At 63.1% G+C, this 23,029-nt stretch carries 22 protein-coding genes; 8 read left to right on the top strand and 14 right to left on the bottom strand.

Annotated features, from left to right (window positions below; genetic code table 11):
• On the bottom strand, positions 1-1,150 hold a 1,150-nt coding region (locus tag MOD31_RS21725), incomplete at its 3' end, for a DUF222 domain-containing protein (RefSeq protein ID WP_250821685.1).
• A 151-nt stretch (positions 1,151-1,301) separates the two neighbouring features.
• Entirely contained in the window at positions 1,302-2,117 is an 816-nt protein-coding gene (locus tag MOD31_RS21720) for a tryptophan-rich sensory protein (protein WP_250821684.1), read from the bottom strand.
• Between the two features lie 124 nt (positions 2,118-2,241).
• Here MOD31_RS21720 and MOD31_RS21715 point away from each other — a divergent pair, with 124 nt between their 5' ends.
• Positions 2,242-2,781 carry a MarR family winged helix-turn-helix transcriptional regulator gene (locus MOD31_RS21715; protein ID WP_250821683.1) on the top strand — a complete coding sequence of 180 codons (540 nt, stop codon included), beginning with the start codon at positions 2,242-2,244 and terminating at the stop codon, positions 2,779-2,781.
• Here MOD31_RS21715 and MOD31_RS21710 read toward each other — a convergent pair.
• Genes MOD31_RS21710 through idi form a run of 6 tightly spaced genes read right to left on the bottom strand, consistent with a single transcriptional unit; the run spans position 2,776 to position 8,590 of the window.
• Positions 2,776-3,981 carry a prenyltransferase gene (locus MOD31_RS21710; protein WP_166841123.1) on the bottom strand — a complete coding sequence of 402 codons (1,206 nt, stop codon included), beginning with the start codon at positions 3,979-3,981 and terminating at the stop codon, positions 2,776-2,778. The two genes, MOD31_RS21715 and MOD31_RS21710, sit on opposite strands and share 6 nt — an antisense overlap.
• Positions 3,978-4,334: a lycopene cyclase domain-containing protein gene (locus MOD31_RS21705; RefSeq protein ID WP_223941525.1), complete on the bottom strand. Its 357-nt coding sequence runs from the start codon at positions 4,332-4,334 to the stop codon at positions 3,978-3,980. Before MOD31_RS21705 ends, MOD31_RS21710 begins: the two co-directional genes overlap by 4 nt.
• Positions 4,334-5,986 (bottom strand): phytoene desaturase family protein, encoded by a 1,653-nt coding sequence (gene crtI / locus MOD31_RS21700; protein ID WP_250821682.1) that lies wholly within the window; start codon positions 5,984-5,986, stop codon positions 4,334-4,336. The genes MOD31_RS21705 and crtI overlap by 1 nt, the downstream gene beginning before the upstream one ends.
• The gene (locus MOD31_RS21695) at positions 5,983-6,906 is read right to left on the bottom strand and encodes a squalene/phytoene synthase family protein (protein WP_250821681.1); all 924 of its coding nucleotides are present in this window, start codon (positions 6,904-6,906) and stop codon (positions 5,983-5,985) included. Before MOD31_RS21695 ends, crtI begins: the two co-directional genes overlap by 4 nt.
• Positions 6,903-8,039: a polyprenyl synthetase family protein gene (locus MOD31_RS21690; RefSeq protein WP_250821680.1), complete on the bottom strand. Its 1,137-nt coding sequence runs from the start codon at positions 8,037-8,039 to the stop codon at positions 6,903-6,905. Before MOD31_RS21690 ends, MOD31_RS21695 begins: the two co-directional genes overlap by 4 nt.
• Entirely contained in the window at positions 8,036-8,590 is a 555-nt protein-coding gene (idi, locus tag MOD31_RS21685) for an isopentenyl-diphosphate Delta-isomerase (RefSeq protein ID WP_166841126.1), read from the bottom strand. The genes MOD31_RS21690 and idi overlap by 4 nt, the downstream gene beginning before the upstream one ends.
• A 103-nt stretch (positions 8,591-8,693) precedes the next feature.
• On the opposite strand from idi, the gene MOD31_RS21680 reads away from it, so the two are divergent.
• Complete coding sequence (locus MOD31_RS21680; RefSeq protein ID WP_142937000.1) at positions 8,694-9,293, top strand: MarR family winged helix-turn-helix transcriptional regulator; 600 nt, start codon at positions 8,694-8,696, stop codon at positions 9,291-9,293.
• 75 nt (positions 9,294-9,368) lie between these two features.
• Here MOD31_RS21680 and MOD31_RS21675 read toward each other — a convergent pair whose 3' ends face one another.
• Complete coding sequence (locus tag MOD31_RS21675) at positions 9,369-10,172, bottom strand: CPBP family intramembrane glutamic endopeptidase (protein WP_250821686.1); 804 nt, start codon at positions 10,170-10,172, stop codon at positions 9,369-9,371.
• Between the two features lie 188 nt (positions 10,173-10,360).
• On the opposite strand from MOD31_RS21675, the gene MOD31_RS21670 reads away from it, so the two are divergent.
• From MOD31_RS21670 to MOD31_RS21660, 3 genes are all read left to right on the top strand, one after another.
• Entirely contained in the window at positions 10,361-11,440 is a 1,080-nt protein-coding gene (locus tag MOD31_RS21670) for an EAL domain-containing protein (protein ID WP_250821679.1), read from the top strand.
• A gap of 114 nt (positions 11,441-11,554) precedes the next feature.
• The gene (locus MOD31_RS21665; protein WP_250821678.1) at positions 11,555-12,859 is read left to right on the top strand and encodes a glycosyltransferase family 87 protein; all 1,305 of its coding nucleotides are present in this window, start codon (positions 11,555-11,557) and stop codon (positions 12,857-12,859) included.
• A 64-nt stretch (positions 12,860-12,923) separates the two neighbouring features.
• Positions 12,924-14,156: a glycosyltransferase 87 family protein gene (locus MOD31_RS21660; RefSeq protein WP_187697066.1), complete on the top strand. Its 1,233-nt coding sequence runs from the start codon at positions 12,924-12,926 to the stop codon at positions 14,154-14,156.
• Here the strand turns inward: MOD31_RS21660 and mptB are convergent.
• The 3 genes from mptB to MOD31_RS21645 all read right to left on the bottom strand — a co-directional run bounded on the left by mptB (position 14,153) and on the right by MOD31_RS21645 (position 17,742).
• Positions 14,153-15,760 (bottom strand): polyprenol phosphomannose-dependent alpha 1,6 mannosyltransferase MptB, encoded by a 1,608-nt coding sequence (gene mptB, locus MOD31_RS21655; RefSeq protein WP_142936995.1) that lies wholly within the window; start codon positions 15,758-15,760, stop codon positions 14,153-14,155. The genes MOD31_RS21660 and mptB overlap by 4 nt on opposite strands.
• A gap of 186 nt (positions 15,761-15,946) precedes the next feature.
• On the bottom strand, positions 15,947-16,834 hold the full coding sequence (locus MOD31_RS21650; protein ID WP_250821677.1) for an SGNH/GDSL hydrolase family protein: 888 nt from the start codon (positions 16,832-16,834) through the stop codon (positions 15,947-15,949).
• 47 nt (positions 16,835-16,881) lie between these two features.
• Positions 16,882-17,742 carry a helix-turn-helix transcriptional regulator gene (locus MOD31_RS21645; protein WP_250821676.1) on the bottom strand — a complete coding sequence of 287 codons (861 nt, stop codon included), beginning with the start codon at positions 17,740-17,742 and terminating at the stop codon, positions 16,882-16,884.
• Positions 17,743-17,828: 86 nt separating this feature from the next.
• On the opposite strand from MOD31_RS21645, the gene ilvD reads away from it, so the two are divergent.
• Entirely contained in the window at positions 17,829-19,691 is a 1,863-nt protein-coding gene (gene ilvD / locus MOD31_RS21640) for a dihydroxy-acid dehydratase (protein WP_223941545.1), read from the top strand.
• A 128-nt stretch (positions 19,692-19,819) separates the two neighbouring features.
• Here ilvD and hxlA read toward each other — a convergent pair whose 3' ends face one another.
• Complete coding sequence (gene hxlA, locus MOD31_RS21635; protein ID WP_142936991.1) at positions 19,820-20,443, bottom strand: 3-hexulose-6-phosphate synthase; 624 nt, start codon at positions 20,441-20,443, stop codon at positions 19,820-19,822.
• Positions 20,444-20,518: 75 nt separating this feature from the next.
• Positions 20,519-21,115 (bottom strand): 6-phospho-3-hexuloisomerase, encoded by a 597-nt coding sequence (gene hxlB / locus MOD31_RS21630; RefSeq protein WP_223941546.1) that lies wholly within the window; start codon positions 21,113-21,115, stop codon positions 20,519-20,521.
• Between the two features lie 138 nt (positions 21,116-21,253).
• Between hxlB and MOD31_RS21625 the strand changes: the two genes are divergently transcribed.
• Both MOD31_RS21625 and MOD31_RS21620 read left to right on the top strand, forming a co-directional pair.
• Positions 21,254-22,516 carry a response regulator transcription factor family protein gene (locus tag MOD31_RS21625; RefSeq protein ID WP_142936989.1) on the top strand — a complete coding sequence of 421 codons (1,263 nt, stop codon included), beginning with the start codon at positions 21,254-21,256 and terminating at the stop codon, positions 22,514-22,516.
• Positions 22,517-22,764: 248 nt separating this feature from the next.
• Positions 22,765-22,986 (top strand): hypothetical protein, encoded by a 222-nt coding sequence (locus MOD31_RS21620; protein ID WP_142936988.1) that lies wholly within the window; start codon positions 22,765-22,767, stop codon positions 22,984-22,986.
• The last annotated feature ends 43 nt before the right edge of the window (positions 22,987-23,029 follow it).

Raw genomic sequence — 23,029 nt, 5'->3', positions numbered from 1 at the left:
TGAATCGTCGGAGCCGGGGTGGGAAGAGTCGGGCTTTGGAGTCCATGTTCAGGAGTTCGCCCGTTCCGGGTGCGGTGTAGAGCCGCCGCAGCCACACGGTGAAGTCGCGGTCCGGAACTGGTGAGCCTGCCTGGCCGGTCGCCAAACCACTTGCTTCGTCTGCCTGAGGTTCACGAAGTAGTTTCCTGGCCCACTGGGCCGGGACGATTCCATAGCCTTTGAGCCGGGCCGGTTCGCTGTCTGCCTGAAACAGGGCCCGGTCCGTCATCACCAGATCGAGGTTGATGCCCGCGACCCCGCCCGGGGTTCCGGTAACGCGTTCGACCAGGGTGTCAGCCATGACCTGACCGCGGGAACGGGAGTCACCGCCGGCCCGGGCAGTATCAGCCTCACGGGTCAGCGCCGCATACGCCGCGACGCCTCGGGCCACTGGCAGGAGGGCGGTCAGGTAGGTCATGGTGTCCGGGGCGGGTCGCAGGCTCACGGTCCGTTCGGTGGCTGCGTGACTGGCGCGTTGGGCCACCGAGCGGGGATCACGACGATACGCGGCAGCCTTGACCGCGGCGATGATGGCCCGGTCGCCTTTCCCTTCGAAGGTCCCGGTGTCGGGGGCGAGTTCCTCATCCACCGCGCACCGGTCCTCCACGGACAGGCACGCTGTTTCCTTCACCAGCAGCATGGCCCGCCATTCATTGAGCTGGCCTGATTCCAGGGCGGCCAGTGTGCGGGGCATCTCCGTCACCAACGCTCTCGCCAAGCCCAATAACCGGGAGCCACGGTTCGGGGACTCCCGCCGGGCCAACGCCACCTGGGCCCCGGCACCCTGACCCTGCTCGGACGCGGGCACACCAGCAGCGGCCTGCTCGGCCCGCTGGGCACGATCAAAGGCCACAGCGGCCCGCGCCTGCAGGCCGGTGATGGCGGACTTCAGGTCCTCCAACCCCCGGAGCTGGTCAATCAGCTCTCCACTGGAGCGGGCAAGCGGAACAGAGCCAAGGAGCACGACGAGGTCAGACACCCGGGGCACTGAATAGCCTGGCAGAGGCCCCGCGGCAGGGAGTGCGGAGTAGGAGGGCCGGGGTAGTGCTTCCCAGGCGCGCCCGAGCTCATCATCGTGTGACGGCGTCTGCGTGGCCCGGATCTGCTCCATGCCCCAACTCTTCCAGCACGCAGCAGGCGCTATAAGACCACAACTTCCGTATGTGGAAACCACGCCCTATGTGGAAAACAGTGCCCGTGCGGAAAACAGTGCCCTGGAGGAAAACAAGTGCCCGGTCGGCAAAGAGTTGAGATCTCGCCCCTCAGCGGTCGCTCGCAACTCCAACTCCAGCCCCAGCCATCACGCTCCTGGCCCGCACCGTGACGGCTGCCCCGAGAACTAGAGCAGCAGCAACAGCCGCGGCCACCGCCGTCGGGAATGACTCGGGTGCGTCGGCGCTGCGGCCCACGGTGATCCACAAGAGGCCCCACGCGATTGCAGCCGCCAACGCGAGCCGGCCGTGACCCTTGATTGCCAAAGCGATTCCAACCACGGCTACCACCACCAGCACAGCCACGGACCAGATTTCGGGACGCAACCCAAAGCCCTGAAAACCAGATGCCTTCAGAGCCGCCGCGATGTTGGCGCATGTGGCCACACTGACCCAGCCCAGATAGAGGCCCAGGGTCCCGTCCACCACCACAGCTTCAACCCAGGAGCCAGCGCGGGTCTGGCTGTAGCGGAGGAATGCCACCACGAGCGTCGCCAGCAGGGCCAGGATCACCACAACACTGACCAGAAGAAGACCCGCCTGCACGGACAGGATCCACGCCGCATTGAGAATCATGGACGCCGCAACCATCCAGCCAAGGGAGCGCTGCCGTTCCGAGGACCGCTGCGAGGGCAACCACTGCCACACCGTGTAAGCAACAAGCCCGGTGTACACCACGGACCATATGGAGAAGGCAGGCGTGGCTGGCGCCAGCAGGGTTGAGTCCGCGGCTAGGGCGCCGCCGGCGGCCTGCGCGATCGGGGTCCCGCCAAAGACTCCGACGCCGATCATGGAACCAACAATGCAGATCACCAAGCTCACAGTGACTGCGATCTGCCGCCGAAGATCCGGGCTTTGGGTTGCCATGTGCAGTGCCTCTTTCCTGGTGCTATACGGGGGTGGGATGTGCGGGGTCATGCATTCAGGGGGTACGTGACTTACTATCAAATTGCTAGTGAAACGAGCTTTACGCTTATCGAAGGAACACGGGATGGACGCTCAAAGTCACGCAAAGGGCTATTGGTACGGCAAGGACCCTGGTCAAAAGGCCATAGCCATCGACGTGCTGAACGCCCTGCGGGATTACCGTGCTTCCGAGCAAGCGATGCGGCGCAGGACGCGTTCGTCCATGGGCATGGGCGAAAAGGACCTCCTGGCGCTGCGTTATCTGTTCGAAGCCGAGGCCGACGGCAAGGTGATGAAGCCGAAGGATCTGGGCGACAAGCTCGGCATAACGTCGGCGTCCATGACAACCCTGATCGACCGTTTGGTGGAGTCCGGCCATATTCGGCGGGAACCCCACCCCACCGATCGCCGGGCACTGATCCTGAAGGCAACGCCTGGCTCGGACCAGGAAGTACGGCACACCTTGGGCGGGATGCATCGGAGGATGCTGGATGCGGCGTGCGCTTTGACCCCCGAAGATTCCCGGGTGGTGGTGGGCTTCCTGCAGCACATGCGCGAAGCACTCGACGCGATTGATGACGAGACTGAAGACGGTGCGCATCCTGAGGGGCCCGCCCAGTCATGACGTGAGGCTCCACTGCAGGATGAAAATAAGCGTCACCAGGAATCCTGAACCGTAGTTGAGCCAGATGAACCGCCGCCATGCCACATTGGTGCGTGCCGCCGTCGTGTCCGTGACGTTCCAATAGCGTGCGCAATTGATGATGTAGGGGACGGCGATGATCGCCGCGAGCGGTCCGGGCCACGGAGTGGCCAGCATGGCCAGTCCGGCAACCAGCCAGAGCACGACGGCGAGCCTCACCGTCCGGCGGGCGCCGATGACTGTTGCTATGGAGCCGATCCCGGCCTGACGGTCGGGTTCGATGTCCTGGACGGCGCCGAACGCATGGGCCGCCATACCCCACAGGAAGAACGCCACAAGCAGGACCACCAAGCCGGGTGTCACGTCCGCCCCCGCCAACGCCAGTCCGACGACGGCGGGACTCACGAAGTGCGTACTGGACGTCAGCGAGTCCAAGACAGGGCGTTCCTTGAAGCGGAGTCCTGCGACGGAGTAGGCCACCACGGCGAAGGCGCTGACGGCCAGGCTGATCCATGCCGCAGGCCCGCCGGCGAATGCCAACACCAGCAGGAAGGGAACGTTGGTGATGGCTGCGAGCCACAGCATGGGGCGATGGAGCCTCGGCTGGAGGAGCGCGCCTTCCATCCCGCCTTTGCGCGGGTTTTTCAGGTCCGACTCGTAGTCGAAGACGTCGTTGATCCCGTACATGGCCAGGTTGTAGGGGATCAGGAAGTAGAAGGTGCCCACGATCAACACCCAGTCGATTTCCCGCGTGGTGAGGAGCATGGCCGCGGCAAACGGGTAGGCCGTGTTGATCCAGCTGACCGGTCGTGATGCGAGTAACGCCTGTGGGATAAGGCCTTTGAGGTTACCCCCACGGTTGGATTCTCCGGAACGCTTGCGCGTCAGCCACATCCACAGACCAGGCAATGCCACGGCGCCGGCCAAGGGGTAGGCGAAGTCCTCGATGGGTGCCAGGCCTACTTTGAGGCCAAGGATGTGTGCGGAGTCGTAGTGGAAGAGTTCCATGCCGATCATGACGGAGTCGAACACCGCCGTGAGGACGGCCAGCGCAGCGAATGCGAGGCCAACGGCTTTCCAGTGTTTGCCGCTTTCACCAGGACGGGCGCCCTGACGAGCAAAGATCACACCCGCGGCGACTGCCGCGGCGATAAAAGCGAGCGCGAGCCACAGGTAGGTCATACGTTCTCACGCTCCCGTGCTCTTTCACTGCGTTTGGCCGGAGTCCGGTCAAGAAGCTGCCGTGCACCTGTGTACAGGACCATGGTGCACAGCACCAGGAAAAGCAGGAAGACGGGTTCCTCTATTGGCAGTTCCGGTGCCAGGAGCAGCCCGGTGGCGATAGTGCCTTCGCCGCGCAGGAAGATCCCCAGGCCGATGCCGGCCACGTCCCAGCCGAGCAGGAACAAGACCCCGACGGCGGTCACGATCGCCGCCGCTTTTGCGTCCCGCCAGAAGAACAGGCGGAAGCGGTGGTCGAGCAGAAGCATGCAGGTGATGCCCATGACTAACGACGCCAAGTAGAGAAAACCCATCAGCCAATCCTGCTAGCTACAGGCCTCACAGTGGTAGGGCCGCTGCTGTGATCGCCGCGGATCCGCTTCAGGACCAGCTCGGCACTGATGAGGCACATGGGCACGCCCACGCCAGGAGCGGTAGTAGCCCCGGCGTAGTACAGGCCGCGAACACGCTTGGAAGCATTCTGGGCCCGGAACATGGCGCTTTGCTTCAGGGTGTGTGCCGGTCCCAGCATGCCGCCGCGCCACGAGTTGTAGTCCCGGGCAAAGTCGGCCGGTCCGATGGTGTGCCGGACCACCACTCGTTCGCGGAGATCCGGAATGTTGGCCCACTGGGCGATCTGGTCGATGGCGGCGTCGGCGGTCCGTTCGATGAGTTCATCGCCCGCACCGTCGGGTCCGCCTGCTCCCAGCGAGGGGTCGGCGGGGATGGGAACCAGAACAAAAAGATTCTCGTGGTCCTTGGGTGCGACGCCGGGGTCGGTGGCGCTGGGTTTGCACACGTAGATGGAGGCGGGATCCGGGATGCTGGGGTCGTCCCCGAAGATTGAGGCGAAGTTGGCCTCCCAATCCCGGGTGAAGAACAGGGAGTGGTGGGGAAGATCCGGCAGGGAACCTTTCAAGCCCAACATCACCAGGACTGCGCCGGGCCCACTGGTCCGGCTCTGCCAGTACTTCTTGTTGTAGCTCCGGTCCTGGACTCCGAGTAGTTGTGTTTCGGTGTGGTGGAGGTCGGCGCCGGAGACAACTTGGTCGGCAACGCTGTAGTGCTCCGCGCCGGAACTGTCGCGCCACTTGACGCCGGTGACTTCCCGGCTGTCTTTGCCGGTAAACCATGCAGGAAGTTCCAGGCCGTCAAAACGCCCGATCTTCTTGGGGTGGGCCGCCTCGCGGGTGGTGATCTTGAGGGCTTCGGCCCCCGTGTGGATCCTGACTCCCGCGTCGATGGCCAGGGTTTCCAAGCGTTCAACCAGCGCCCAAAAACCGCCCATTGGGTATTGCACGCCGTCGCCCAGGTCCAAGGCACTCATGAGGTGGTACATCGCCGGAGCAGCGGACGGGCTGGTGCCCAGGAAGACCGCCGGGTAACCGAGGACCTGGCGAAGGATGGGGTGCTGGAAGCGCTGCGAGACGTATTTGTCCAAGGGCGTCAGCAGTAGCTGGGCGAGCTTGGGCAGGCTCCGCACAACGTCCGGTTGAAGCAGTGCCTGCAGTTTGGTGAACGGGTTGTAGAGGAAGAACCGTTCAGCCATCTTTGTGGTGTGTTGCGCCGAAGCGAGGTAGGAACGGAGTTCCTTGGCGCTGCCGGGCTCAACGCTTTCGAAAGTGTCCAGAACCTGGTCGCTGCCAAGGGGGATGGTCAGCGGGTCCGGCCGCACGCCGTCGTGGTTTGGCTCGCTGAAGATGCGGTACGCGGGACTGAGCGTGCGCAGATCCAGCTGTTCGGCGGTGCTGGTGCCGAGCAGCTCAAAGAAGTGATCGAAGACGCCCGGCATCAAGTACCAGGAGGGGCCGGTGTCCCAGCGGAAGCCGTCGCGTTCGAGGCTTCCGGCGCGGCCGCCCACTTGGTGGCGTTGTTCGAGGAGCTGGACCTCGTGTCCTTCGTGGGCGAGGAGTGCGGCGGTGGCAAGCCCAGCGATGCCACCACCGATCACCACTGTCCGGGTCATCGCTGGAGCTCCATCCACGTTGAGGCGACGGCACGGGCGGCGAGCCCGGCTTTTACCGTGTCCGGTACCCGGACCCGGGATCTGTAGAGCTCGTCCACGGTGGTCTGCTCAATTCTGTCCGTCAGTGCCTGGAACAGTGCTGAGGCGCTCCGGACGGCGGCCCTGGCGTCACGCGGCAGCAGGGGAATGACGGCGTTGGCATCGGCCAGCTGCGCACGGATGGTGCGGACCCATTCCATGCGCTCGCGGTCCTCAAGGTGGTCCGAGGTGCCAAGGTAGCTTCGGCCCAGGCGGGTTGTGTCGTCGGCCAGGTCCCTCAGGAAGTTGATGTTCTGAAAGGCAGCACCCAACCTGCTGGCGCCGTACTCCAAAGCCGCGGCGTCGCCGTCGTCGATGCTCTCATCCCGCATGAAGACGCGCAGGCACATCAGCCCCACCACCTCGGCGGAACCGTGAACGTAGCCGTCGTGGGCGTCGGCGTCGAAGCGCAGCGGGGCCTGCTGTGGGGCTACAACGGGCGAGCCTTCAGTGTGCTCGCCAAGGTCCGTGCGCATGGAGTCAAAGAACGGATCGATGAGCGAGTCATCAATCCTTGCGGTGCGGGCTGTCTGGGCGAACGCGTGGATGATGAGGTCGCTGCTGTAGCCGAGCTGGACGGCCCTGTGTGTCTCGTCAATGAAGTGGGTCAGGGCGTCGCACTGCTCCTGGTAGCTCAGGCCGGCTTCGGCCGTCACTCCGTCAACGAGTTCGTCGGCCACCCGCACCAGGGCGTAGATGTTGCGGACGTGCTGGCGGTGCCGGGACCCCAGGAGCCTGCACGCCAGGCCGAACGAGGTGGAGTAAGCGGAGATGACCTGGTTGGCGGCACGTTCGGCCGTGCGGGTGAAATGCGTGAATGAGGTATCCGTCGCGACGCTCATGATTGCCGTCCCTCCAGCTGTCCCGCGAGATCGAGCATCACGTTGCGGACACTTTCCGGGATGGTGCTGGTCAGTTGATGGTTGAATGCCTGCATTTGTTCCTCGATGAGGCTTTGGACAAATGCCTCGGCCCCGCAGTCGGTGAGATGCCGGCGGACATGCTCGCCGTCTCCGACGCTGAGTTCGGGCCTGCCGAAGAAGGGTTGGATATCCGTCCACGCGATGGTGGTCCGTGCGTGGGCGATGATGGCCGTCTCCTTGCCTTCGCGGAGGTCCGAAAAGGGATCCTTACCGTGCCGGCGAGGATCCCCGAAAGTGGACAGGAGGTCGTCCTGGAGTTGGAAGGCGAGGCCAAGATGCCTGCCGGCTGTTGCCAGCGCATTTTCGATCCCGAAGTCGGCGCCGGCCAGCGTAGCGGCGGCTCGTAGCGGAAGTTCGAACGTGTAGGTCGCTGTCTTGTAGCGGCACATCACCAGGATGGTCTGGAGGTCCGGGGCAATAATGCCGTCGCCCAGGCCCACGTCCAATTGTTCGCCCGCTACGGTCTCGTTGATGGTGTGTTCCAGGAGGTCCAGCAGCCGCAGGCGGAGCTCGTGGGGGAGGTCTGCGCGGGCAAAGGACTGGTGTGTGGCGGCAAGGAGCATGTCGCCCATCAGGATGCCGCCGGTCTGGGCCCAATGAAGGCCGTTGCCGGATCGGGCGCTATCTTCCCCGGTGGTTTGGGCGCCGGCGGTTTGGGTGCGGGCGGTTTCGCCGGCTTCGGCGAGGAGGGATCCGATCAGGTTGGGGTGTCCGCGGCGGACGAGGTCGCCGTCGATCACGTCATCATGCAGGAGGAAGGCGTAGTGCAGGAGTTCGATGGCGGCGGCGATGCTGATGGCGGTTTCGCGGTGGCGTGGTTGTGCGGAACGGCGGTGTTCCTGCTGTAGGGCGTCGTAGGTCTCCATCAGCAGAAGGGGCCGAACGAACTTGCCGCCGAGGACGTTTTGGCCCGCGAGCGCCCAGAGTCTGGCGAAGTCCGGGCCGTAGGCTGTTGCTGCGCTGGCCCTCTTGCCGATCAGCCCGCTGAGCTCGTTTTCGATCGCGGTGCAGAGATCGGTCCGGCCGCGGACGGTGTTTGAGGTGATGGTCATGCTTGGGCTCCGGCTTGGAGTGGCAGGGCGTCGGCCTCGAGGAGCTGTGGGAATTGAAGTCCAAGCCATGGGCTGAACGCGGCCGGCGTGTGTTCAAGTGCGTCGGCGAGCAGCGCAGGCGAGATCCAGGCCCAGTCCGCAACTTCGGCGGGATTTGGCTTCAACACCCCGGCGATGCGGGCTGTGTATACGGGGCAAACTTCATTCTCGACGATCCCCAGGGGGTCTACGGCCCTGTAACGGAAGTGCGGGAGGACCAGGTCAATCCTGGTGACGTCTACTCCGAGTTCGAACTGTGCCCGCCTGAGGATGGCGTCCTCGAATTCCTCGCCGGGGCCGGGGTGGCCGCAGAAGCTGTTGGTCCACACCCCGGGCCACGTCTTTTTCTCGGGTGAACGGCGGGTGAGGAGAACTTCCCCGACCTCGTTGAGCAGGTAGCAGGAGAATGCCAGGTGGAGGGGGGTGTTGAGTGTGTGGACTCCTGCTTTGGGAGCCTGCCCAATGGGCGTTCCTTCGTCGTCAAGGAGGACTACCATCTCTGTCGCGTTCATGTTGCGCCTTCCTCCACACCTTCGTTTCTGCCTAAACCTGAATATTGCTAGACAAGCTAGAAGAAAGGCTACCATGTAGGAAGTTAGGTGTAACATACCAAACATGTCCAGATCTGAAGATATACCCGAAGAAGCCGGGACCCCGGTATCTGCCGGCATTTATCATCTGGACGCCAATGACCCACATCAGGAACTGGTGGATCGCTCCGGCCTTTCCGGCGAGGACGTTGAGCAGATCAGCGAGCTCATGGCAGCGCTGGGACGGCTGCGCGAGGCCGAAGAACGCCTCTCCGACGCCTCGCTCAGATACATGAAACTCAACCAATCGGACATGCGCGCACTGCACTATCTGATTGTCTGCGCCAATCACGGTGTTATTGCCACACCCGGCGCCATCGCGTCCAGATTGCACATCTCGACGGCGTCAACCACCAAGCTGCTCGACCGGCTGGAACGCGCCGGGCACGTCACACGACACGCCCACCCCTCCGACCGCCGCGCGCTCGCCATCGCCATTACTCCCGAAACGCACGCGGCCGCCATGAAGACCGTCGGCCGGCAGCAAGCCAAGCGGTTCCTGGCCGCAGCACGCCTCACCCCCTCCGAACGGAAGACGGTTGCGCGCTTCTTGGATGACATGGCGCAAGAGATCGAGGTTTCCGGTGAAGCGTGGGCTGGTTCTGGGGCGCAGCCCGGGGTTTAGGACGGAACCCGGCACCAGTGCCGGACGCTCGGTTCAGGAATCAAATCTCAGTACAGGAATCCCAGTTCAGGAATCTCAGTACAGGAAGATCGGCAGCCAGTCCCTGTTGTGTGCATGAACCAGCGCGAGGAACAGCACCAAGTCGAAGAGCAAGTGCACGGACACCACGTAGGTGAAGGATTTGGTGAGCTTGAACGTGTAGCCCTGGAGCAGGGCGAAGGGAAACGTCAACAGTGGACCCCACGACTGGTAGCCGATCTCCCACAGGAATGACGAGAACACCACTGCTTGCAGGAGGTTGGCCAGCCAGTCCGGAAAATGTTGGCGCAGCAGGGTGAACGTGGTGCAGATGAAGAACAGTTCGTCCCAGATTCCCACGGCGTTAACGCCAAGGAAGAGCCTCCAGAAGATCTCCGGATCGGAAGCATCCGGCCAGTTTTGGTAGACGCCCGTCCTGATCAGGTACACCGGCAGGATGAAGTACCCGAGTGCCACAACACCTATGAGGTAAAGTTTCGCGGCCAAGGGCCAGGTGCGGCCGGTATTGACGGGGAATTTGATGATGTCCTCGCGGTAGACGAACCGTGAAACCAGCCATGGCACCAACACAGCCAGCGCCAGGGCGCCACCCATGAGTGCCATGTGCTCTGTGCTGAGGTCAGCGTTGAGGGGCACCAGGCTGAAGATGGTCATGCCGGCCGCGATCAAGGCGAGGTGCCGCATCAGCCGGTGGTCGATGAACGCCGCAGTCAGTACGCTGGCCACCAGCAAGCCGTAACCGAGCAGCCCGTTACCCAAGGCAAAGAGCGGCACGCCGGACAAGGAAAGCAGCGCCGCTGGCAGCAGCTTCCAGGTCAGGGCGGTCCGGGGCAATTCCATGGACATGGTTGTCACCCCTCCAGCATGTCAGGGGTTCGTGTCCGGCAACATGTTTTCCCTCGTCAGGAGTCATCCCGGTGTCTCAGGTGCAGCGATTCGTCTGTAAGATTCGTGACAGGGCCCACATGTTTTCGTGGGGCCGGTCATGGCTGGCTTTGCCCAGTGGGGGACACACAAAGGAATAATTTATGGCTCAAGACGCGGGCTCTTCACGACCGGAAAGCGGCGACTCCACAAAGGGTGACGCTGAGGCATCACCGGCCGGAGAAGACATGACCATGCGCGAACAAGTGCTGGACATCATCGAATCCATCCTTGCCGACAGCGATGCGCGGAGCGAAGGCGTCAGGAACAATCTTCGCGCGCTGCTTGATGCACGCCCCGAAGACCCGGAGCGCGTTCTGCTGGAGCACTTGCTGGGGACCCGCAAGACGCAGGGCTCAACGGCCAAGGTACCGGTCCAGCGTGAAGCAGCCAGCCTGCACTTGGAGTCCTCGGACATAGCCCGGACCGTATCGGTCCCCGTCAGTCATGAAGTCCGCGAAGGTATCCAATCCATCCTCGCGGACAAGCTCCTGTTGACAGCCTTCCAGCCTGTTCACGCGCTGCCCGGCGGCGAAGTGGTGGGTGTGGAGGCGCTCACCAGGTTCGTCGGTGAAGATGGCGCCGGTGCAGATGTGTGGTTCAACGAGGCAGCGGCAGCCGGCTTGGGCACAGAACTCGAAATTGCGGCACTGCATTGCGCCCTGACGGCCGCACACGATGTCCCCGAAAACATGTCCGTTGCGCTGAACCTCACTCCCGCAACGTCCAGCGACCCCCGTGTGCGGAACCTGCTGGCCGCGGCGACGCTCGCCCCGGACAGGATCATTATTGAACTGACGGGCAGTTTGGACGTGGTGGGAGGGCAAACCGGCGCCGACGGCCTGGGCCCTCTGCGCGCCTTGGGTTTGCGCCTGGCCATCAGCGCGTCCGGAGCCGCTCTGGTTTCCATGGAACGGATTGAACAGCTGCGCCCGGACATCATCAAGCTGGATCGCCACTTGATTGAAGGTATTGAAAGCAACGACGGCATCGTGGAGCTCGCGCGGGAGATCGGTGCGGACATCATCGCGGAAGGCATCGAAACGGCCGCCGAACTTGATGAAGTCACTGCGTTGAAGGTGACGGCAGCGCAGGGGTACCTCTTGGGCCGCCCCTCCGTTCACCCCTTGGACTGGTCCGCGTGGAGCATCCGTGCGCAGACCGAAGCACAGCCCGCAGGCTAGCCAACTGCCCGGCATTTGGGTGACTCGCGTAAAGTAGCATGCGGGGGTTTTTCGGTCCCAAAAAATCGGGGACTGCTAAGGCAGGGACCCACCTAGCCAGGAAGTTCTTCGTTGATGGACAGTTTTTTCAGTATGCTCGCGGATCTTCGCGATAAAACAATCCCAGCGAGGTTGGCGGCACGCATGAACTCCCCGCGGGGCCTTCTGTGGGGCTTCGTGGTGATTCACCTGGTGTTTCTGGTCTTCGCCGCCGTGCTGTCGTTGCGCGGGGAGGCCTTCAGCGACACCTTTATCTACCGTGACTGGGCGCTCGCAGGATTCAACGATGCCAACCTGAGCGGTGGTCCCAGCCCCTGGGTGTACCCCATCCTGGCGCTGATTCCCATGGGCCTGGCAGCAGTTGCCGGCCCCGGCCCTTTCTTCTTTTTGTGGGTCCTGCTCACCACGCTGTTGAACGGTTGGGCGGTCCTCAAGCTCACTGACCGCGGCCGTCGGCAGGAAGCAATCCCCGCTGCCTGGTGGTGGCTGGTCTTCGTCTTCCTCATGGGCTGGTTGGGATTCGCCCGTGTTGACGGGCTGACTGCCCCCATAGTGCTGGTGGCACTGGTCTACGGCGCCACACGGCCCTTCGTCGCGTCGATCCTCCTCAGCGTCGCCACCTGGGTGAAGGTGTGGCCCGCGGCCGTCATGCTGGCCCTGTTCGCGGTGGTCAGGAAACGCCTGCACGTTGTGGCGGCAGGAATTGCGACGACGGCGGTGGTGGTTGGGCTGGCCGCGGCAGTTGGCGCCGTGCCCAAATTGCTGAACTTCCTGACACAACAGGGAGACCGTGGCATGCAGCTCGAAGCGACCTTCACCACTCCATGGTTGTGGTTGTCGGTCCTCGGCGTCGGGGATTCGCGCATGTACATGAACACCGACATCAACTCCATGCAGGTTGACGGACCCGGTACAGCGTTCATGTCTGTGCTGATGCAGCCGCTGCTGCTGTTGGCCGCGGCCGCCGTCGCCGGTTTGACCTTCTGGGCATTGCACAAGGGAAAGCTCAGCGGAGGCGTGGACCGCACGGAACTCCTCCTTTCAGGAGCCCTCACCCTGGTGACCGCCTTCATCGTTTTCAACAAGGTGGGTTCACCACAGTTCATGGTGTGGCTCGCTCCGGCCGTGGCTGTGGGACTTGCGCACAACTGGAAAGAGTGGCGCGTGCCGGCCACCATGCTCATAGTGATCGCCGTCGCCACCTACTTCATTTACCCGCTCTTCTATGATGCGTTGAGCCACAACAATCCTTGGATGGCACTGGTCCTTACTATCCGTAACGTCCTGCTGGTGGTCCTCTTCTTCTGGTCAGCGCGTCGCTTGTATTCCCTGGGCCGTAAGCCATCCGTGGTCACGGCACCTGCAGGCAAGGAGCACTAAGATTTCAGCGACGTTCTTCGACCGGCTGGTCCAAATCCGCAGCCGGGTCCTGCCCCCTGCCGTTGTGGCGTGGTTCGCCCGCCCCTCCAGCGTGTGGTGGGGATTCGCCGTGGTCCACTTTTACTTCCTGTGCTGGATGGCGTCCTTCTTCCTCAACGGCAACACCTTCAGCGACACTGAGCAGTACCGTCAGTGGGCGATGGATGGTTACAACCCGGAGAACCTCAGCGGGAAAATCAGTCCGTGGGTCTACCCCGTACTTGCCCAGATTCCCATCTTCTTGGCAGGCATTGCCGGTCCGGATCTCTACTTGTTGATGTGGACCCTGGGGATCACTGCCCTCAACGCCCTGGGCCTCTGGTACCTGACGCGCGGCCCACGGCGTGTTACCGGGATCGCGCCCGCATGGTGGTGGCTGTTCTTCACCGTGTTCATGGGGTATCTCAGCTTTGCCCGGGTTGAGGGCATCACAGCCCCCATCGTGCTGATCGCGTTGATCTGCGCAGCCCAAAGGCCCGTTGTTGCGTCCGTCCTGCTGAGCATCGCGACGTGGATCAAAGTGTGGCCGGCAGCGGTGCTGGCACCCATGATCATTGCTTCGAAGAACCGGCTGCAGATGGTCGCTGCCGGGGTGGGCGTCACCGTCGTCGTAGGCCTTGGAACGTACCTCGCCGGTGGCTTCAGCCACATCCTGGACTTCTTGATCAACCAGGGTGAGCGCGGCATGCAACTGGAAGCTACTTTCTCCACGCCCTGGGTGTGGCTCAGTGTCTTCAACATTGCCGGATCCAAAATGGCGGACAATACGGCCATCAACTCCACGGAGGTTTACGGGCCCGGTGCCGAGGTTGCTGCGTTCCTGATGCAGCCATTGCTGATAGTTGCCGCTATCGCGGCCGCCATCCTTCTCATCCGTGCCTTGAGGCGGGGAGCGGAGCGCGAGGAACTGTTCCTCGAGGGCGCCTTGATGATGACTACCGCGTTCATCGTGTTCAACAAGGTGGGCTCGCCGCAGTTCATCATCTGGCTGGCCCCTGTGATCATTGCCGGGCTGACGCACGACTGGAACCGTTGGAAGGTGCCGGCGGCCTTGCTGATGGCCATTGCCATGACCACGTTCGTGATTTATCCGCTGTTCTACACCCCGCTCATTCACGCCCACCCGGTCATGGCTGCGGTGCTGACCACCCGGAACGTCCTGCTGGTGGTACTGCTGTGGTGGTCGGTGCAGCGGACAGTGGAACTCGGGCGGCGAGTAAAGCACGACGACGCCCCGGTGGTCCCGAAAGCGCTCTAGCGGATAGTCGGAGGGCGGTGGAGCAGGCGACGGTCAGTCTGCCCCACCCAGCGCGATAACTTGCCTTGAACCAGCAGCCTGCGGGTATGGATGTCCAGGAACACCAGGTAGAACGCGAACAGCAGCGCAATGGCGAATGCCAGCGAGGACAGGTCCACGGAGACCTCCACAAAGGACCATACCGACAACTGATCCTGCGCTCCGAACACCACAAAGAACGTCACCCCCACGTAGAGGCACCGCATCTGCCAGTCATCCCTGATCCCCGTCACAGCCAGGAACGGGACGAACCACAGGATGTACCACGGCTGGATGATGGGGGAGAGCAGCACGATCGCCGCGAAGGCAAGCGCCATTCTCCGAACCACCCTGGAATGGTCCCCGCGGAACATCAGCACCAGCACCAAGGCCACAGCGCCCCACTTCATGGCGGCTCGCAGAATGTCCGCCATGGCATTGCCGGGAAGCCCCAGGGCATTGCCGAGGAACTCGATCTGCTGGCCTATGAAGCCGGACGGCGAGTAGCCCGTAAAGCCGGGGGTGGGGTCCGTGATGGCCCACGCCCAGCCCAGGCCAAGGCCGTAGGGGATGCCGCTGATCACCAGGATGGCGAAGCTAATGCTGGCCGTTGCTGCCCAGATTCCAAACTTGCGCGGCCAGGACGCACCGGCACCTGCCCACATGAGCCCGATGAAGGGGAGCAACAAGACGGTGGCGGGTTTGATTCCGATGGACAGTGTCACCAGCAGGATGCCCAGGAGTGGCCGCTTGGTTGCCGCGAAGTAAGTCCCCGCTACAGCGAAGCCCACCATGATGGCGTCGTTATGGGCACTGGCCACGAAACTGATGAGGAACAACGGGTTGGCCACCGCGATCCACAGCGCACGTGCACCGTTGATCCCATGGAGCTCCGCGAGCTTGGGCACATAAATGACGCACAACAGCACCCCGCCTGCGGCAAGTAGCCGGAACAGCAGGACTGATACGTCCGGCTGGGCGCCCGTGATGGCAACCACGGCGTGGGCCATCCACAAGAAGTAGGGGCCGTACGGAGTACGGGCTTCCGCCCACGCCGGGTCCGCGCCCAAGGCGAACCAGTTGTTCAAAGCCGAGATGCCGACGTCGTAAGGGTCCTGGCCCTCCATCATCAGCCGGCCTTGGCCTATGTACGCATAAACGTCACGCGAATAGACGGGCACAGCGAACAGCAGGGGAAGCGACCAGGCTCCGATCGCAGCGACAATCGGTTTGAGGGAGTTCCCCTCCCAGCTGCCCATCCGTTGGCCCAAACGCAGCCAGGAACGCACCAGCAACATGGCACCCACGGTCAAGAGGACAGCGGAGACCGTGACGCCCCAGCCCTCAGTGCGCAGGGCAATGACTATGGGATGGCGGATCATGGGGGAGCCATTGGCGATCCAGCCGATGCCAATAGAACCGGCAAACATGAACAAGGAGCCAAGGAACCCTTGCAAAATAGCGGGATACGCAACGGGCTTTGTTGCTGGTGTTGTTGGTTTCGGGGACTTGGTAGCAGTGGAGGTAGACGGGCTTGCTGCTGCTGAGGTCTCTGGATGTGGACTGGGGGTACTGCCTGCCGTCATGACTGGTCGGTTCCCCCACTCACGGTATGGCGCTTCCAAGAAATGAAACGCGGATTGAAGCCGAAGAGCTTGTACTTGCGGCAAGTGAAATTTTAGCGTCGATCCAGCCAACACCACCACAGGCGCGGCAAAGGGTGACGGACTCCATAGCCGTGCACCGTTATGCCGCGGAATATTCCCCTGATGTCATGACTGCTGAGGAATGGTCCCCGGGTCCCGGCCTATATATGCTCCTGGAGGCATGCTTGCTCCGAATACGGGGCCTGGCTCCGGCCGCTTTGCGTGCCGCCCGTCGTCGGCCTTTCGCTGCGTCAAGCGGCGCACCACCCACGGAAACAGGTGCTCCCGCGCCCAGATCATGTCGCCCGCGCGCGCCTCACGCCAGTTCCGCTCAGGCAGGGCCTTGGGCGTCAGCGGTTCCAGGGAATGCGGGACGTTGAGTGAATCGAGCACCATGATGGCAATGGTGTGTTGACCCAGCGGGGAAAAATGTAGCCGGTCCGCATTCCACATGCGGGGGTCAGTGAGTTGGCGTAATGCCCAGAGGTCGGCGATCAGGGCATCATGCCGTGCCGCAACGACCCTGATGTTCTCGTTGAAAATGGCCACTTTGCCGCGGGCGAGCCCCAGCACAGGGGTAGCGCCAAAGTCCGGCCCGGCAAAGAGCAGGATGGTTGCGCCGGTAGCTGCCAGCCGCTCAACACCCGCGTCCAGCTCGAGGGCGAGCTTGTCCGGATCGCTCCTGTGGAAGAGGATGTCGTTTCCGCCGGCGTTGAGGGTGATCAGATCAGGGCGCAGCTCGATTGCCGGGCCCACCTGCTCGTCGAGTATTTGGTGGAGCAGCTTTCCGCTGATGGCCAGGTTGGCGTAGGCGAAATCCTCATGACCAGTGCTCAATTCCTCGGCAACCCGGTCCGCCCAGCCTCGGAGGCCGCCGGGGCTCCGCGGTTCGGGATCCCCCAAACCTTCCGTGAACGAATCGCCCAAAGCCACATAACGGCTCCACGGGTGCTGGCCGGTCCGGAAACTTCCGGAACCGGCCTTCCCCGAGCCATCCGTATATTGGGCGTTCATCTCCCCATAGTGCGCCGAATCATCGGGTTTTAGTACAGTTAATGCCCCTAAGAGCGCGTCTTCCGGGCGATATCTGTATCGAAAACCCCCATCAACCGCTGCATCTGTTCCCCGGCGTCGCTCCCCGGCGCCGGGGTGTAGACCACTATGTGCAGGTCCGGCCTGTCCGAAGGCGAGACCTGGTGGTGCTCCATCTGCAGCACTCCGACGGCGGGATGGTGAAACTGCCGTTCGCGGGACTCAAAGCCCAGGATGTCGTAGCGGTCCCAACTTTCCTGGAACTCCGGGCTGGCTTCCTTGAGCCGCTCCACTTGGTAGGCCACGTCCGGGTCTCCCAGCCGCTGCCCGGTTTCTGCCCGGAACTCCGCAAGGAACCTTTTGCTGGTGACGTCCCAGTCCGGGAGCAGGTCCCGGACATAGGGGTCAGTGAACACCAACCACAACAGGTTCCTGTCCGCGGCGTCGAACGTTCCTATATTCGGGTACAGCGCCTCATAGGCGCGGTTCCACCCGGCCACGCCCCAGTCCGGGGACAACGCATAGGACGGGTTGGGGTCCAGCGCGTCCAGAAGCCGTTGCACATGGGCGGGGGCATCGGCCGCCACGGGCCCTTTGGGCAGGGCAGAGGAGTAGCCACCCAGGGACAGCACGTAGCTTAGGCCGGTGTCCGAGAGGTGCAGTGCGCGGGCTATGGATTCCAGGACCTGCCGCGACGGGCTGATGTCCCGGCCCTGCTCCAGCCAGGTGTACCACGTGACGCTGACCCCGGAGAGGAAGGCGATCTCTTCCCGTCGGAGACCGCGTTCCCGGGACCTGCCCACCGGGGGCAACCCGTAATCGGAACGCAGGGCCTGGGTCCGGCGCGTCCTGAGGAACAGTCCCAGTTCTTTGCGTCTCTCATCTTTCACGGGCTCAACACTATTACTCTGGTACTACCAGTACTAGTAGCAGCACCGTCTTCCGCCCTGTGACGAACGACAGCAGGATGGTATTCATGCCTGCACTACGCTCAAGAACTGTCACCCACGGCCGCAACATGGCCGGAGCCCGCGCGCTGTTGCGTGCCTCCGGCGTTGCCAACACGGACATCGGCAAGCCGATCATCGCCGTCGCCAACTCCTTCACCGAGTTTGTCCCCGGCCACACCCACCTGGCGCCCGTGGGCCGGATCGTCTCCGACGCGATCCTCGCCGCAGGCGCCGTGCCGCGCGAGTTCAACACGATCGCTGTGGACGACGGCATCGCCATGGGCCACTCCGGCATGCTCTACTCGCTGCCGTCCCGTGACCTGATTGCCGACTCCGTTGAGTACATGGTCAACGCGCACTGCGCTGATGCCCTGGTCTGCATCTCCAACTGCGACAAGATCACCCCGGGCATGCTCATGGCCGCCCTGCGCCTGAACATCCCCGTGGTGTTCGTTTCCGGCGGTCCCATGGAGGCCGGCCGCGTGACCCTGACAGACGGATCCGTGCGCTCCCTTGACCTGGTGAACGCGATTGCCGACGCCGTGGACGAATCCATCTCAGATGAAGACATCAACCTGATCGAAGAGAACGCCTGCCCCACCTGTGGCTCCTGCTCAGGCATGTTCACCGCCAACTCCATGAACTGCCTGGCCGAAGCGATCGGGCTGGCCCTGCCGGGCAACGGTTCCGTGCTGGCCACCCACACCGCCCGCAAAGCGCTGTACGAGAAAGCCGGTTCAACAATTGTTGAGCTGGTGAAGCGCTATTACGACGGCGACGACGAGTCCGTATTGCCGCGCTCCATCGCCACTGCCGAGGCTTTCGACAACGCCATGGCCCTGGACATCTCCATGGGCGGCTCCACCAACACCATCCTGCACTTGCTGGCTGCGGCGCAGGAAGCAGGCGTGGACTATGGCCTGGCCGAAATGGATGCCAAGTCCCGCCAGGTTCCCTGCCTGGCCAAGGTTGCCCCGAACGTTGCCGGCAACAAGACCTATTACATGGAAGACGTGCACCGTGCCGGCGGCATCCCGGCGCTGCTGGGTGAGCTGAATCGTGGTGGCCTCCTGCACAAGAACGTCCACTCGGTGCACTCCAACGACCTTGACGGCTGGCTGGATGATTGGGATGTCCGCGGCGGCAAGGCAACGGAAGAAGCCAAAGCGCTGTGGCACGCCGCTCCCGGTGGTGTCCGGTCCTCCACAGCTTTCTCGCAGTCAAACGTATGGACCTCCCTGGACACGGACGCTGAAGATGGCTGCATCCGGTCGGTGGAGCACGCGTTCTCCAAGGACGGTGGTTTGGCTGTGCTGCGCGGCAACGTCGCAGCGGACGGCGCCGTGGTGAAGACTGCCGGTGTGGACGAGTCCATCTGGATCTTCGAAGGCCCCGCAGTGGTGTGCGAGTCACAGGACGAAGCCGTGGAGAAGATCCTGAACAAGACCATCAAGGAAGGCGACGTGGTGGTGATCCGCTACGAAGGACCTAGAGGTGGACCCGGTATGCAGGAAATGCTCTACCCAACCTCGTTCCTCAAGGGCCGCGGCCTGGGCAAGAAGTGCGCCCTCATCACGGACGGCCGCTTCTCCGGCGGCACCTCCGGCCTGTCGATCGGGCACATCTCCCCGGAAGCTGCCTCCGGCGGCACCATCGCCCTGGTGGAGAACGGCGACATCATCAGCATCGACATCACCCAGCGCTCCCTCCAGTTGCAGGTCTCCGACGAGATCCTCGCCGAACGCCGCGAAAAGCTCCTGGTCAACGGCGGCTACAAGCCCAAGGACCGCGAACGCCACGTGTCTCCCGCACTGCGCGCCTACGCCGCCATGGCGCTGTCCGCAGACAAGGGCGCAGTCCGCGACGTCTCCCTGGTGGAAAACCTCTAAGGGTTTCGTTTTCAACAGAAAGCCGCCTGCCGTCGTCGTACTTCACCAACGTACGACGCCGGTGCGGCGCCAACAGAACCGTCGACCTGCCCGGATGGGCAGGTCGACGGTTTTAGTTGAGGGCTGGATCAGTTGATGGCTGCCTTCAGTTCCTTCGCGGCCAGCTCGGGATCTGCGGCACTGTAGATGGCACTGCCGGCGACGGCGACGTCGGCGCCCGCCAGTTGCACTGCTGCGATGGTCCCAGCATTCACCCCGCCGGCCACGGAGAACGGGACGCGTGCTTCCTCGCCCGCGTTGAGCAGGGTGCGCAGGTTGTAACCGGGCTGTGCCTGCTCATCCAGGCCTGCATGGAACTCGACGAACTTGGCGCCCAGCGCGCGAACTTCCTTGGCCCGGGACACCTTGTCCGCCACGCCGATCAGGTCTACTACGATGCCCTTGTTGTGCGCCTTGGCGGCCTTCACCGCGCCGGCAATGGTGGAGTCGTCAGCGGTGCCCAGGACCGAAACGAGGTCCGCTCCAGCCTTGAACGCTATATCCGCTTCGAGCTCGCCGGCGTCCATGGTCTTCATGTCGGCGAAGACGATCTTGGTGGGGTGGGCATCCTTGATGGCGGTGACGGCGGTCAAACCGGCAGCCTTGATGAGCGGCGTCCCGAGCTCGATGATGTCCACGTGCTCGGCCACCTTGCCGGCCAGGTCAAGGGCGTCCTCGACGGTAAGGAGGTCCAGTGCTACCTGCAGTTTCATGGGTTCTTCTTTCTTTCGGAGGGTTTCGTTTGGAACGGATGGTGAGTGTTGGGGCGAAGCGGGTTTTGGCGCGAGCTATTCGAGGTTGGCGTGGCGCAGCCAGAGTTGCTCGGCGGGCTCTTCGGTGTTCTCCCACAGGGTTTGGAACACTGCTTCGGTTGCCAGGAAGAGGGATTGCTCAAACAGGCTGCCGGAGTACTGGCGGGAAAGGCCGGAGCCGTGATCGGTCTTTTGCACTGCGGGAATGATCACCAATGCATCGGCCATGCCGGCCAAAGGTGATCCCGGGTTGGTGGTCAGAGCAGCCACGTCCGCGCCGGCGGCGATGGCTGTTTCGGCTGCCTTGACCACGCCTGAGGTGGTCCCTGAGCCGGAGGCCACCACAAGGAGGTCGCCGGAGGTGATGGCAGGTGTGGTGGTGTCCCCGGCAACATGGACCGTCAAGCCCAGGTGCATGAGGCGCATGGCCGCCATGCGGAGAACCAACCCGCTGCGGCCGGCGCCGGCAAGGAAGATCCGCTCCGCCCTGCGGATCCTGCCTGCCAGGGCTGCCAGCTGGTGGGCGTCGATTGCATTGGTGGTGCTCACTATTTCGTCCTGGATCAGGGACAGGTTGAGGGCGGCCTGGGCTGGTGTAGCGCTCAGGGAGGGCTTGTCTACTACGGCGTCCACACTCTCTCCTTTACTTGCCGTGGTTCTGCTTCCCTTCCAGCTTGGTGCAGTAACCGGGTGGGCGTAACGCTGATTTGGGATGGCTCTTCCCACCCCTTTGGGTAGTTTCTGCCGGGGCTGGGCACGTATGCTGGCCGGATGCAGAACTGGGCACTCCTCCACTCCATTAGCGATCTGGCAGCCGCGCCGCTGAACCGCATCGCCGAAGCCCTCCGCACCGCCACACTCCCGTTCCTCGCCAGCAGTGCCCTGGTGATCTTTACCGAGGACTGCACTGGGCGGCCCCAGAAGAAGGCGGGTGATGAAGGCGTGGTCAGCCGCGTATCCATCGCCGAACTGGACCGGCTGAGGTCGGCGATGCCCGGCGAGGTCCCATGGCGCACTTCCGCGCTCATCGCCGGTGAGGAACGGGAAATTCTCGCCTTGGGCTATGGGCCCAGTCAGGCGCTCCTGGTCCTGACCGACCCTTCGCCGGTTGAAGGACCGCAAAAGGAAGAGGAGGCACTTCGTCTGCTCAGCTATCTTTGGCGACTCACCGCCCGACGCATCCAGGAGAAAGTAACCGACGCGCCGCCGTCGTACCTTTTGGAATCGCGGGCGGCATCCGCTGAGCGGATCCGTGTGACGGCCGAGCTGATCGACCAGCACTCCACCACTCTGGAAACCCTGCTGGCGGCCCTGCGGTCGACCTCCATGGACGACGCCGCGGCCCGAACCTCAGTGACGGACCTCGCGGTCAAGGCTTTGGTGGACCTGCGGACGGTTAGCGACCGGACCAGCGATCTTGTGGAAGAGCCGGTGGTGACTGCGTTCGAGCGGCTTCGCGAGGATCTTCGGCCCTTGATGCACTTCAGCAACATCGACATTCAGTTCATCGAGCCGCCCGCCAATGGGCGTGCTCTGCCTGGCGAAGTAGCCCATGCTGCCCGCGCCGTTGTTCGCGGCCTTGTGTTGGCCATCGCGGAGCAGCCGGATGTCCGGCGCGTCCGTGCGCAGTGGGACTGCGACGGTGAGAACCTGCTGATCAACGTGCGCGACGACGGCCTTGGAGCCCTCACTCCGGACTCGCCCAGCATCACCCGGTTGCAGCAGCGGGTGCAGGCCGTTGATGGGCGGATGTCCCTTGACGTGATGCAGGGGTGGGGTGCGGATATCTCCGTGGTCTTGCCGCTGGACCCGCCGGCAGCGCCCATTGGAGACGTTGCCGTCTGGGATCTGGCGCCGAGGGAGCTGGAAGTTCTGCAGTTGCTCACCGCTGGGCAGCGGAACCGGAGCATCGCGGGCGCTCTTCATATCAGCGAAAACACGGTGAAGTTTCACATCCGTAACCTCTTCCGAAAACTCGACGTGCGTTCCAGGGCGGAGGCGATTGCCTTGGCGCACTCGGCCGGACTTCGCTAGCTGTACTTACTTCCTTGCGTCGGCGCATCTGCGGACACGCTGAGCGATGCGCCGACCGGTGATGGCAGAGAATATTTATTTCCCTTGGGGCGCGGGGGTCAAATGCGCCTCATTGTGGGCTATCTTGATCGTTATGCGGCCCCGGATCGTCAATTGGTGCATCGCCTCAATTGGCAGGTTGCTTAGCTAAAGGGGCTAATGTTCTACAGCACGTTTGCAATTGTTCCGTATCGATGAAAGGAAATGCCTTGGCTGTTTCTGTTGAATTGGGCAAAGCACTCGATAAAGCCTACGAGAACTCCACCCTTGACGAGATCCTGGCGGCCCCGCCGTCGGCGCTCGCCGGACTTACCGACAAGCACAGCGAACTTCTCGCTGAACTGGGTATCAAGACCGTCCGGGACCTCGGGAGCAATAAGTATTTCGCCACCGCCGGCGTGCTGGTCGCGCTGGCTGGTAAAGCCGGCTAACTCGCACCGCATCAGCGGACGACGGCGGGGGTCCCCGCCGTCG

It is taken from the genome of Paenarthrobacter sp. TYUT067, from assembly GCF_023656375.1.
Taxonomy (GTDB): Bacteria; Actinomycetota; Actinomycetes; order Actinomycetales; family Micrococcaceae; genus Arthrobacter.
This window is presented reverse-complemented; position numbering and strand designations above follow the sequence as displayed.

Excerpts from the sequence above, each read along its gene's own strand:
- MOD31_RS21665 (WP_250821678.1), top strand. The coding sequence starts at position 11,555 with ATGGACAGTTTTTTCAGTATGCTCGCGGATCTTCGCGATAAAACAATC.
- MOD31_RS21680 (WP_142937000.1), top strand. The coding sequence starts at position 8,694 with ATGTCCAGATCTGAAGATATACCCGAAGAAGCCGGGACCCCGGTATCT.
- MOD31_RS21715 (WP_250821683.1), top strand. The coding sequence starts at position 2,242 with ATGGACGCTCAAAGTCACGCAAAGGGCTATTGGTACGGCAAGGACCCT.
- ilvD (WP_223941545.1), top strand. The coding sequence starts at position 17,829 with ATGCCTGCACTACGCTCAAGAACTGTCACCCACGGCCGCAACATGGCC.
- MOD31_RS21675 (WP_250821686.1), bottom strand. The coding sequence starts at position 10,172 with ATGGAATTGCCCCGGACCGCCCTGACCTGGAAGCTGCTGCCAGCGGCG.
- MOD31_RS21720 (WP_250821684.1), bottom strand. The coding sequence starts at position 2,117 with ATGGCAACCCAAAGCCCGGATCTTCGGCGGCAGATCGCAGTCACTGTG.
- mptB (WP_142936995.1), bottom strand. The coding sequence starts at position 15,760 with ATGACGGCAGGCAGTACCCCCAGTCCACATCCAGAGACCTCAGCAGCA.
- MOD31_RS21705 (WP_223941525.1), bottom strand. The coding sequence starts at position 4,334 with ATGGGTTTTCTCTACTTGGCGTCGTTAGTCATGGGCATCACCTGCATG.
- MOD31_RS21710 (WP_166841123.1), bottom strand. The coding sequence starts at position 3,981 with ATGACCTACCTGTGGCTCGCGCTCGCTTTTATCGCCGCGGCAGTCGCC.
- MOD31_RS21670 (WP_250821679.1), top strand. The coding sequence starts at position 10,361 with ATGGCTCAAGACGCGGGCTCTTCACGACCGGAAAGCGGCGACTCCACA.
- MOD31_RS21650 (WP_250821677.1), bottom strand. The coding sequence starts at position 16,834 with ATGAACGCCCAATATACGGATGGCTCGGGGAAGGCCGGTTCCGGAAGT.
- MOD31_RS21690 (WP_250821680.1), bottom strand. The coding sequence starts at position 8,039 with ATGACCATCACCTCAAACACCGTCCGCGGCCGGACCGATCTCTGCACC.
- MOD31_RS21625 (WP_142936989.1), top strand. The coding sequence starts at position 21,254 with ATGCAGAACTGGGCACTCCTCCACTCCATTAGCGATCTGGCAGCCGCG.
- crtI (WP_250821682.1), bottom strand. The coding sequence starts at position 5,986 with ATGACCCGGACAGTGGTGATCGGTGGTGGCATCGCTGGGCTTGCCACC.
- MOD31_RS21695 (WP_250821681.1), bottom strand. The coding sequence starts at position 6,906 with ATGAGCGTCGCGACGGATACCTCATTCACGCATTTCACCCGCACGGCC.
- idi (WP_166841126.1), bottom strand. The coding sequence starts at position 8,590 with ATGAACGCGACAGAGATGGTAGTCCTCCTTGACGACGAAGGAACGCCC.
- hxlA (WP_142936991.1), bottom strand. The coding sequence starts at position 20,443 with ATGAAACTGCAGGTAGCACTGGACCTCCTTACCGTCGAGGACGCCCTT.